The sequence below is a fragment of the Streptococcus suis genome (assembly GCF_002964045.1).
In the GTDB taxonomy this organism is placed as follows: Bacteria; Bacillota; Bacilli; order Lactobacillales; family Streptococcaceae; genus Streptococcus; species Streptococcus suis_U.
The window spans coordinates 24,302-34,967 of the sequence record NZ_POPB01000311.1 but is presented as its reverse complement, the minus strand read 5'-3'; the positions used below and the strand labels follow the sequence as shown (position 1 = coordinate 34,967).

The 10,666-nt window shown below is 43.7% G+C and carries 8 protein-coding genes; 6 read left to right on the top strand and 2 right to left on the bottom strand.

Annotated elements, in window-relative coordinates; translation table 11 throughout:
* Positions 1-794 precede the first annotated feature (794 nt).
* From pepV to C1E99_RS05100, 5 genes are all read left to right on the top strand, one after another.
* Positions 795-2,195, top strand: a complete 1,401-nt coding sequence (gene pepV / locus C1E99_RS05130; protein WP_105106782.1) for a dipeptidase PepV — start codon at positions 795-797, stop codon at positions 2,193-2,195.
* A gap of 746 nt (positions 2,196-2,941) precedes the next feature.
* On the top strand, positions 2,942-3,400 hold the full coding sequence (locus C1E99_RS05115) for a GNAT family N-acetyltransferase (protein ID WP_105206813.1): 459 nt from the start codon (positions 2,942-2,944) through the stop codon (positions 3,398-3,400).
* Positions 3,387-3,965 carry a uracil-DNA glycosylase family protein gene (locus C1E99_RS05110; protein ID WP_105206812.1) on the top strand — a complete coding sequence of 193 codons (579 nt, stop codon included), beginning with the start codon at positions 3,387-3,389 and terminating at the stop codon, positions 3,963-3,965. Before C1E99_RS05115 ends, C1E99_RS05110 begins: the two co-directional genes overlap by 14 nt.
* 58 nt (positions 3,966-4,023) lie before the next feature.
* Entirely contained in the window at positions 4,024-4,806 is a 783-nt protein-coding gene (locus tag C1E99_RS05105) for a TPM domain-containing protein (protein ID WP_105206811.1), read from the top strand.
* 15 nt (positions 4,807-4,821) lie between these two features.
* Entirely contained in the window at positions 4,822-5,403 is a 582-nt protein-coding gene (locus C1E99_RS05100; RefSeq protein ID WP_105206810.1) for a LemA family protein, read from the top strand.
* Between the two features lie 32 nt (positions 5,404-5,435).
* On the opposite strand, the gene C1E99_RS05095 is transcribed toward C1E99_RS05100, so the two are convergent.
* Complete coding sequence (locus tag C1E99_RS05095; RefSeq protein ID WP_161951154.1) at positions 5,436-6,512, bottom strand: hypothetical protein; 1,077 nt, start codon at positions 6,510-6,512, stop codon at positions 5,436-5,438.
* 109 nt (positions 6,513-6,621) lie between these two features.
* Positions 6,622-7,995, bottom strand: a complete 1,374-nt coding sequence (gene mnmE, locus C1E99_RS05090; RefSeq protein ID WP_105206808.1) for a tRNA uridine-5-carboxymethylaminomethyl(34) synthesis GTPase MnmE — start codon at positions 7,993-7,995, stop codon at positions 6,622-6,624.
* 142 nt (positions 7,996-8,137) lie between these two features.
* On the opposite strand from mnmE, the gene cas3 reads away from it, so the two are divergent.
* Positions 8,138-10,579, top strand: a complete 2,442-nt coding sequence (cas3, locus tag C1E99_RS05085) for a CRISPR-associated helicase Cas3' (RefSeq protein WP_238146212.1) — start codon at positions 8,138-8,140, stop codon at positions 10,577-10,579.
* Positions 10,580-10,666: the final 87 nt, after the last annotated feature.

Here is a 10,666-nt window from a genome sequence, read left to right as displayed (position 1 = left end):
GTCAAAAAGCCCTACGACTTAACAAGACACCTCTACTTTATCATAAAGAAAAAGTAGTGAGTACTTTCTCCCGTCGGAGATTTCCTCACTACTAATCTTAGTATGTTTTTGTTGTTTCAATTCTGAAATCTCTTTCATTTTGTGATAAAATAGACTTACTTTAATCTAGTCTTTTGGTTTACTTTTATTACTAGCTTCAAAGGTTCGGGGAACCTTTGAAGGTCGGAGATGAGACAAACGAAGTTTGTGTCAAAACAGTCATAGTAGTGACTGTTGAAGGTTGGAAATGAAACAAACAGAGTTTGTGTCAACAACTGTTCGGGGAACCTTTGAAGGTCAGAGATGAGACAAACGAAGTTTGTGTCAAAACAGTCATAGTAGTGACTGTTGAAGGTTGGAAATGAAACAAACAGAGTTTGTGTCAACAACTGTTCGGGGAACCTTTGAAGGTTGGAGATGAAACAAACAGAGTTTGTGTCAACAACTGTTCGGGGAACCTTTGAAGGTTGGAGATGAAACAAACGAAGTTTGTGTCAAAACAGTCCGAGTAGTGACTGTTGAAGGTTGGAAATGAAACAAACAGAGTTTGTGTCAACAACTGTTCGGGGAACCTTTGAAGGTCGGAGATGAGACAAACGAAGTTTGTGTCAACAGCCGCAGGCATAACTGAAGTACGGCAAAACGAGTTCAAATAATGATGAAATTATTTGAAGTTGGAAATAGGGAAACGAAGTTTCCACTTGCGTCGACGTAATAAAAGATAAACCAAATGACGATACTGAAAAGGAGAACACATGACAATCAATTTTAGAGCAGAGTTTGACAAACGCAAAGATGAGTTTCTAGCGGACCTCTTTGACCTCTTACGCATCAATTCCGAGCGTGACGACAGCCAGGCAGATGCCCAGCATCCATTTGGACCAGGCCCAGTGCGTGCCTTGGACAAGTTCCTGGAAATCGCTCAGCGTGATGGTTACCCAACCAAGAACGTTGACAACTACGCAGGTCACTTTGAGTTTGGCGAGGGCGACGAAGTCCTCGGTATCTTCGGTCACTTGGACGTGGTGCCAGCAGGAAGTGGCTGGAACACTGACCCATACGAGCCGCAAATCATCGACGGCAAGCTCTTTGCCCGCGGATCCTCTGACGACAAAGGACCGACCATGGCTTGCTACTACGGCTTGAAAATCATCAAGGAGTTGGGCCTTCCGACCTCTAAAAAAGTCCGCTTCATCGTCGGTACCGACGAAGAGTCGGGCTGGGCGGACATGGATTACTACTTCGAACACGTCGGCCTTCCCCTGCCAGATTTCGGATTTTCTCCAGATGCCGAGTTCCCGATTATCAACGGCGAAAAGGGCAATATCACAGCTTATCTTCATTTTGCGGGGGAAAATAGCGGAGCTGCTAAACTGCATTCCTTCGCAGGCGGTTTGCGTGAGAACATGGTGCCTGAGTCTGCGACAGCTATCATCTCTGGCGACCTAGCAGATCTGGATAGCAAGTTGGCAGATTTCACAGCAGCCTATGGCCTAAAAGCTGACGCGGAAACCCTTGAAAACGGTCAAGTTCAAGTCACCGTCATCGGAAAATCAGCCCACGGTTCAACCCCAGAAGAAGGTGTCAACGGAGCTACCTACTTGGCAAAATTCCTCAGCCAATTTGCCTTTGACGGAGCAGCTAAAGCCTATCTTGACTTAGCAGGACAAGTCCTTCTGGAAGACCATGACGCTAAGAAACTCGGCGTAGCCATCTACGATGAGCAGATGGGTGCCCTTTCTATGAACGCAGGTGTCTTTAAGTTTGAAGAAACTTCATCTGACAACACCATTGCCCTCAACTTCCGTTATCCAAAAAATACCAACCCAGAAACCATTAAGGCTGGTTTGGAAAAACTTGGCGTGGAAGCTGTCAGCTTATCTGAACATGGTCATACCCCACATTATTGCCCAATCGATGACCCAATGGTCGCAACCCTTCTGTCTGTTTATGAAAAACATACAGGTTTGAAAGGCCACGAACAAGTAATCGGTGGTGGTACATTCGGCCGCTTGCTCAAACGTGGTGTAGCTTACGGAGCGATGTTCCCAGGCGATGTCAATACCATGCACCAAGCCAACGAATTTATCGAAGTTGAGCAACTCTACCGTGCCGCTGCCATTTACGCAGAAGCTATCTATGAATTGATCAAATAATACTAACCCATATTTACAGTACAGCACTTTTATCTAAGGCTATTTTTTCAGCTATTCATCGTCCGTTTTTTTGGAGTGAGAAAGAACTCAATTGGTCTCAAAACGAGTTCGTCAACAAATTTTCGTTTCAAGTTGTTGACCTGAAACAGTCTATCCACAGACTTTGAATTATGTGATCTGACTACCGTCAGCTTGTATTTCCTACTTCAAAAGGTCTCCCAGACCTTTTGAACTCCCACCCCCGCATAGCTCCAAAGGTTCGGGGAACCTTTGGAGGTTGGAGATAGAGCGAACAAAGTTCGCATCAATCGTTAAGTCAGAGTAGTGACTGTTGGAGGTTGGAAATGAAGAGAACTTGTTCGCAACAGACGTAGAGGTCGGATTTGGAGTGTAAAACACGAATTGCAGAGATTTGCTTCACAAATCTTATCTCCAACCTTTTTACCTCGCTTTTTCATTTTTAGGCTCAGGCTGAAACAGTTTCCCAAACTGTTTCACTCCACTGGACTGTTTAGACACAAACTTCGTTTGTTTTATTTCCTACCTCTAACAATCTCCCAGATTGTTAGAGCAATCAACCACTGCGCTGAGATGTTGACCCAAACTCTGAGAAGTGGCGCTAGGCTTGAGCCCAGTCTCAAAAAACTGCCTTGATTAGCGAAAAACTATCTCTTATATCAAAGCACTTTACTTGTGAATACAGGTTCTGATCAAGACGGGTTTGCCCGTCTTTTTTAGGAGGAATTATGGAACTGAAAGAACTCACACTTGCAGATATAGAAATGGTCAAACAGCTCTTTTTATCTGTATTTAGTCAGGAACCATGGAATGACGATTGGTCTGACGAGGAGCAATTAGACCGTTACATAGGCGATTTACTAGGACACTCAAGAGCACTCTGTTTTGGCTTGTTTGACCAGGAAAAATTGATAGGTCTGTCACTTGGTTACATTCGCTACTGGTATGAGGGGACTGAATACCGTATTGAAGAGCTCTGTATTGCTCGCGATTACCAAGGACGAGGAATTGGACAAGACTTTCTAAAAAGAATTGAGGAGCAGCTAGTTGAGAGAAAGATTGTTCATATTCTCTTGCAAACAGAACGTAATTTACCAGCCTTTTCCTTCTATGAAAAATGTGGTTTCCGTGCCTTAGAAGAAGATGTGACCATGGTCAAGAAAGTAGGTCGTAATGGAGCTAGTTGAAATAGAGAAAGCTATCATGAAGGACGCTGCAAATCAAGCGTTTACGAAAAAAGGAATAAAACCGCTTTTCCAAGCACCGTCTACCGCAAAAATACTCATTATTGGACAGGCGCCGGGATTAAAAACACAAGAAAAAGGTCGCCTCTTTGATGATGCTAGTGGAGAGAATCTGCGTAAATGGTTAGGTGTAAATCGTCAAACTTTTTATGAATCTGCTCAGTTTGCCATTCTTCCTATGGATTTTTATTATCCAGGAAAGGGGAAAACAGGCGATAATCCACCTCGTAAGGATTTTGCACCCAAATGGCACCAGCTGATTCTGGACCAACTTCCAGAGCTTGAATTGACCTTGTTGATTGGGCAATATGCTCAGGATTATTATTTGGAAAAATCCCAAAGGAACCTGACTGAGAGAGTAGAGCATGCAGATGATTACCTTCCCACATATTTTCCTTTGCCACATCCCTCTCCAAGAAACAATATCTGGCAAGCAAAGAATCCTTGGTTTCGAGAAGAAATCATTCCGCAACTTCAAAAAATAATTGTAGAAATACTTGAAAAATAGAGTAAAAATGATACAATAATATAAAAATAGCGTTTTCTTCGTTCAGAGGAGGTGCCGTATGAAAAAGTATCTGTTCTATTTATTGGGTCTCTTGCTTTTACTGTTCAGTCTAGGTCTGCCTAGCCTGGCACAAGCTGAGGGAATTCCAGACCGTCCTATTGATACGACGGTGGTTGATGAAACCCAACTTCTTTCCAGTGAAACCATCGCCAGCCTTGACCAGCTCAATCAGACTTGGGCAGCTAGCGAGCAACAACTGCAGGTTGGGGTCTATGTGACCGAAAGTCTTTCAGGGGATATTGAAAGTCTGGCAAATGAAACCTTCCGTGCATGGCAGGTTGGTTTTGCAGGGACAGACAATGGTATCCTCTTGGTGATTGCCATAGCCGACAGGGAATTTCGAATAGAAACTTCAGACAATGCTGCCACGGTGTTGACGGATGTGGAAGCTAAGGACATTCTGGAAAATGCAAGAGAATTTTTCCGCCAAGAAGACTATGACGGAGGAGTAACCTATATTGTCCAATCCATAGGAGATCGTTTCTACGGGACTAGTCTGGGTCAGGAACAACTGGCAGCTATGGAAGAAAGGACCAGTGCAGAAAGTGATAGTTTTGTATTATTTTTAATTCTGATACTAATCTTCATGATTTTTGGAATGATTGATAAGGCTAGCCGTGGTCGAGGCGGTGGTCCTGGCAATCTGCTTTGGATGCTGGTAGATGACCGCCATCATTACCATGACAACCATTCCTCTCATTCTTCCTCTTCTTCATCATTCGGAGGAGGTGGCTGGTCTGGAGGCGGTGGTGGAGGCGGTGGAGCCTCGTCTGGTTGGTAAGAAAGGAACATTTATATGAAAAAGAAATGGTTAGCCATACTAATCCCGATCCTCGCTCTGCTATTTTTGGGAATGGGGGCAGTCGGTCAATACAATGGGCTGGTCGATAGCCATGCGGAAGTGGAAAATGCCCAGGCCAATGTGGATACCCAGCTCCAACGCAGATATGACCTGATTCCCAATGTGGTTGCGGCGGTCAAGGGGGCTATGGAACACGAAGAAGAAATATTTACTGCTATCGCAGATGCGCGTGCGAAAATCGGTTCTAGTCAAGCAGGAACTAGTGACTACAATCAGGCTCAAAGTCAGCTGGATTCGGCTGTTTCTCGCTTGTTGATGGTGGCGGAAAATTATCCGCAGCTGACAGCCAATCAACAGGTATCTGATTTGATTACCGAGCTGGAAGGGACTGAAAATCGGATATTGGTTGCCCGCAAGGATTACAATGCGGTGGCAACAGCCTACAATAAAAAAATCAAGAGGTTCCCGACTTCCATCTATGCCAGTCTGTTTGGCTATGAAAAAGTCGAGCTTTTCCAAGCCAGCACCGACGCGGCAACAACCGTACCAAGTGTGGATTTACAAGATGAAGAATAAAGAACTCGGCTAACTGAGCCGAGTTCTTTATTTTATGGATTGATCCAAACTCCAGAAACGTAGTCTTCTGACAGAGTGGTCTGGCTGATAATTTTTTGACTCTTCATATCATAGATAAGGAGTTGATTTGCCAAAATAATCATTAAGCGCTTGTCATCGATTTGACGGATATGGTCAATGTAGTGAGGACGGGGATTTAAGTCCTTCAAAGTCTGGTAGGATTGCTCGCCAGTTTGGGTATTGTAAATAGTAAAGGAAAGTGGGCTAAACATACCATTTTGATGTTCGATGAGGAGAAGCTTCTGGTCTTTGAGAGCATGGAGTGTGCTCGGTGAAGGATGAGTTAATGATATGGTTGAGAAGGATTTCGTTTTTGTATCGAAGGTCAGTAGCTCGGAAGATTGTTGGATATCTTTGTATTCTAAGACTTTCTTGCCAAAAATAGGTAGATAGATGGTTCCATTGACCAAGAGTCCATCACCAGTTGCTATTGTATTGTCGTATTCGAAAACTTCTTGTTTTGAAAAATCTTTCTTATCAAATATCACTAGGACATTTTCTTCCGATCCATTTTGAGAAAAATCTTTCACAAAACCAGTTAAATAGACTGAAGTTTGGTCTGCCATGACCGGAGCATTTGGGATGAAGTCATCGTTTAATACCTGGGTCTGACCTGTCTCAAATTGCTTATCAAATTGGGCTAAAGTATGAAAGGGGCCCGCCGTATAAAAGTCTTGTCCATCTGTACCGCTGATATAGCTACTATACCGACTTGGCTTTCGCAAGACAGTGCCAGTATTGAAATCAATGGATATCAGATTATCGTTAATGAATTTTTGCTGGTCATTGGCAAAAACCAAATACCGATTGTCTATGACATAATTTTCACCAGAGCCAAAATAGCTTTCCGAACTCATCTTCTGTGTATGAATGAGCTCTGGTTCTTGTCCATTTAGCTGAAAGGCTTCGACCTTCCCAGGATAAACCAAGTAGAAATCGGCTTCCGACGTTAACGTGATTGCATTGTGCTGGTAGGCATATAGTTTCCAGCCGATAAATGGAAAGACAAGGCAGGATAGAAGAACGATACAAATAATAAGTTTTTTCATGGAAATGCCTCCTTTCACTGTTTAGTATATCCTAAATGGCAGACATAATCAATTGTTTATGTGTTAATATAACAAAAATCATGTAAGTTCCCTTACATGATAGTGGATATTATTTTCCAAGACAGAATTGGCTAAAGAGTTGGGTGATGAGTTCATCTGGAGCTGCATCGCCTGTGATTTCTCCCAAAATCTGCCAACAGCGTGTCAGGTCAACCTGTAACAAGTCGACAGGCATGCCCATTTCCAGTCCATCGTTGACAGCTTGTAGGCTTTGGACGGCTTGCTCAATCAGGGAAATATGGCGAGAATTGGAGAGGTAGGTGGCATCTTGCTCTACCAGACCGGCATTTTCAAAGAAGAGCTGGTTGATTTTCTCTTCAATCTGGTCGATGTTCTGGTTTTTCAAGACGGAAATGCGGATGACATCCTCGGGCAGTTGGTCTGCTTCAATCTGTTCTTCCAGGTCGGTCTTGTTGAGTAGGACGATGCGGTTGGTCATATCGGAAATGGCTAGGAGATTGCGGTCTTGCTCGGTCAGGGGCTCGGATGCGTTGAGGACTAGCAGGATCAGGTCGGCCTCCTCAAGTGCTTTTTTAGACCGTTCCACACCGATTTTTTCAACGATGTCATCTGTTTCACGAATACCTGCTGTATCAATCAGCTTGAGGGGGACGCCTTTGATGTTGACGTATTCTTCGATAACGTCACGGGTTGTTCCAGCGATGTCTGTAACGATGGCTTTTTCCTCGCGGAGGAGGTTATTGAGTAGGCTGGATTTTCCCACATTTGGACGACCGATAATGGCAGTTGCGATGCCTTCACGCAGGATTTTTCCACGGCGAGCAGTGCGGAGGAGATTTTCCAAAAGCGCTTGGAACTGGAGTGTCTTCTCACGGACCAGCTCTGTCGTCGCCTCCTCAACGTCGTCGTACTCAGGGTAGTCGATGTTAACCTCGACCTGTGCCAGCGTGTTGAGAATTTCCTGGCGCGTGTCGTTGATGAGCTGGGAGAGGGAGCCGTCAAGCTGTCGGACGGCATTGTGCATGGCCTTGTCGGTCTTGGCACGGATAACATCCATGACGGCCTCGGCCTGGGTCAAATCCACACGACCGTTGAGAAAGGCCCGCTTGGTAAACTCGCCTGGCTCAGCCATCCGAGCCCCCTGGCGGATGAGGAGCTGGAGGATTTCATTGGTGACGGCGATGCCACCGTGGGTATTGATTTCGATGACATCCTCACGAGTAAAGGTGCGGGGAGAACGCATAGCGCCAACCATGACCTCGTCCAAGACCTGGTCAGTATCAGGGTCGATGATGTGGCCGTAGTTGAGGGTGTGGCTGGCAACGGAGCCTAGGTCCTTTCCCTTGAAAACCTTGCTGGCAATGGCAAAAGCATCCGTCCCAGACAGGCGGACAATCCCGATAGCCCCCTCACCGAGAGGAGTGGAAATAGCAGTAATAGTATCGAATTCTTTGGTGATCATAGAAATGGTCTTTCTGTAATTTAGTAATAGTACTATTATAGCACTTTGTTTTAAAACCGATGAAAAAATAGAGGCTAAAAAATCAGTAAACGCTTTCTATACATATCAGAAAATGGTAAAATAATACTATAAAACAGGAGGCATGAGAATGAATTTAGCGCATATTGAAAAGAGAGAAAGAGAAAGTCGATTTCAATATCTAGAGGACCACCTGTTCAACGTTGCCAAAGAGGCCAAAGCATCTGCGGAAACGATTGGCCAAGGGGATATTTTGTTCTTACTAGGACTTTATCATGATTTGGGCAAGAGTGATAGGCTTTTTCAGAAAAAAATGAAAGAGGAGCCAAGTCTACACGTAGATCATTCGTATGCGGGAGCTCGTTACCTATTTCAAGAGATTGAGCAAGTCTTTCGGCGTTCAGGAAAAACCTCAAATGATGCCCAGCTTTTTCGTGAAATAATAGCCTACATTATATCTGCCCACCACGGCGTTTATGATGTCCCTCTACCTGAGGATATGGAAGGAGCAGGTAGATATCGGTATAGTAAGTTGTTTTATCGAATCGGTCAGCCACGAGCAGACTATCATTATGAAGAAGATATAAGGGCCTATGCTAAGTTATTGGAAGAACAACTACCTAGCTTTGGCTATCAAAATGTAGATGATTTAGTGACAAAATCATTTGGAAATTTTCAAACCGCTTGGGCGAAATTATGTATCAACGATGATAGCGAATCGGCTTTTTATAGTTCTTGTTTTATTCGGCTCTACTTGTCTTATTTGAAGAATGCGGATATTTTGGATACGATTAATGCCTATAACCTTGTTATCGAGCCAAAAACTATTGAGGAAAATAGTGAACTCGTTCAGAAGTATTTTCAATCAGTGGAAGACGTTTATGCAGGTTTTAGAAATCCAACCACTGAACTAAACCGTATTCGAACGGCCTTGGGAGAGCGGGTTAAACAACGTGGAGCTACTGATTCTTCAGGTATTTATCGCCTCAATCTTCCGACGGGTGCGGGAAAAACCAACCTGTCCCTTCGTTACGCAGTTCATCAACTGACACAGAAAGGTAAAGAACGTTTCTTCTATATGACGCCTTTTTTGTCCGTTTTAGAACAAAATGCAGCAGCGATTCAGGAAATTATTGGCAAGGAGGGTGTCTTAGAGCACCATTCTAACCTAGTCAGAGAACAACAAGATGCCACACCTCAGAATGAGGAGTATGGAGAGGAAACAGTCAATGGTCTAATGATCGACTACCTGATTGATACCTGGGATAGCCCAGTTGTCCTTACCACCATGGTCCAGTTCTTTCAAACCCTCTTTAAGACCAAGTCAGCTAATATCAGACGCTTCTCCAGCTTAGCAAACAGCATCTTGATTTTAGATGAAGTCCAGTCCCTTCCTATTGAGGTCACCACGCTCTTTAATCTGACCATGAATTTTTTGAGTCGTGTCATGGGGGCTACAGTTGTCCTCTGTACAGCGACTCAACCTGCCTATGATTCGGTTTCTATAAGCCACCGACTCTTATATGGTGGGGAAATAGCAGAGCAGGCAGATATTGTCACCTTAACCGCTGAAGAGCAAGAGGTGTTTAAGAGGACAGAACTCCGCAAGTTCGATGAAAGCAATGCAGTTTCCCGATTGTCTGACTTAGCAAGTTTTATCTTGGAAGAAGAAACTTCCACGCTTGTCATTCTCAATACCAAACCAGCAGTAGAAAAACTGTATAGCCTATTAGAATTCCAAACAGACAGACCACTTTATCATCTCTCGACCAATATGTGTGCCCAGCACCGTCTAGATGTCATACAAGAAATCAAAAATCAATTGAAAGACGATGTTCCCCTAATTTGTATCAGTACACAATTGATTGAAGCAGGAGTGGATGTTGATTTTGAACGAGTAGTTCGGTCTTATGCAGGACTAGATTCAATTGTCCAAGCAGCTGGCCGCTGTAACCGTGAAGGAAAACGTGATTTAGGTCAGGTAACATTGATAAATTTATCCAAGGAGGAAGAAAGTCTCACCTATCTGAAGGAAATCAAGCATAAAAAAGAGGCGACTGAAACTATTTTGATAAAAGAAAGTTCACCGATTGATGTCGGGGCCTTGAATCGTTTATTTTTTGAACGTTACTATGCTGACAATAAAACACAATTTGATTACCCACTGTCTACCAATGAATCTGTCTATGATTATCTCAGCTTAAGTAGCTTCAAAGGAAGTCCGAACTGCAAAGTCAGACAGTCATTCAAGACGGCAGGGCAGAAAATAGATTTAATCAAAGATGATAGTATTGGCGTCCTAGTTCCATATGGTGACGGAGCAGAGAAAATTGCTGACTTGGAAGAACGGCTGGTAAGCAATCCTTATCCAAGGGGGCAAGATTTAGTTGAGATCAAACAAATCCTCAAGAGCCTACAGCCCTTTACAGTCAATCTGAGACAGTATGATAGCCGATTACAAGCTGTTCGCTATTATTTGGAGGGACAGGTCTTAATACTGCAAGAAGAGTATTATGATGACGAGAAGCTTGGATTAAAAAAAGAGGCAAACCTCTCTATCTTGTAAGGTAAGATAGAAAGATCTGCCAGCCTTTGTGCTGTTCCACTTAACTATATTTCAATCCGCATGGATAAAGACCATGATGAATTAATT

Excerpts from the sequence above, each read along its gene's own strand:
- C1E99_RS05115 (WP_105206813.1), top strand. The coding sequence starts at position 2,942 with ATGGAACTGAAAGAACTCACACTTGCAGATATAGAAATGGTCAAACAG.
- cas3 (WP_238146212.1), top strand. The coding sequence starts at position 8,138 with ATGAGAATGAATTTAGCGCATATTGAAAAGAGAGAAAGAGAAAGTCGA.
- C1E99_RS05105 (WP_105206811.1), top strand. The coding sequence starts at position 4,024 with ATGAAAAAGTATCTGTTCTATTTATTGGGTCTCTTGCTTTTACTGTTC.
- C1E99_RS05095 (WP_161951154.1), bottom strand. The coding sequence starts at position 6,512 with ATGAAAAAACTTATTATTTGTATCGTTCTTCTATCCTGCCTTGTCTTT.
- C1E99_RS05100 (WP_105206810.1), top strand. The coding sequence starts at position 4,822 with ATGAAAAAGAAATGGTTAGCCATACTAATCCCGATCCTCGCTCTGCTA.
- pepV (WP_105106782.1), top strand. The coding sequence starts at position 795 with ATGACAATCAATTTTAGAGCAGAGTTTGACAAACGCAAAGATGAGTTT.
- C1E99_RS05110 (WP_105206812.1), top strand. The coding sequence starts at position 3,387 with ATGGAGCTAGTTGAAATAGAGAAAGCTATCATGAAGGACGCTGCAAAT.
- mnmE (WP_105206808.1), bottom strand. The coding sequence starts at position 7,995 with ATGATCACCAAAGAATTCGATACTATTACTGCTATTTCCACTCCTCTC.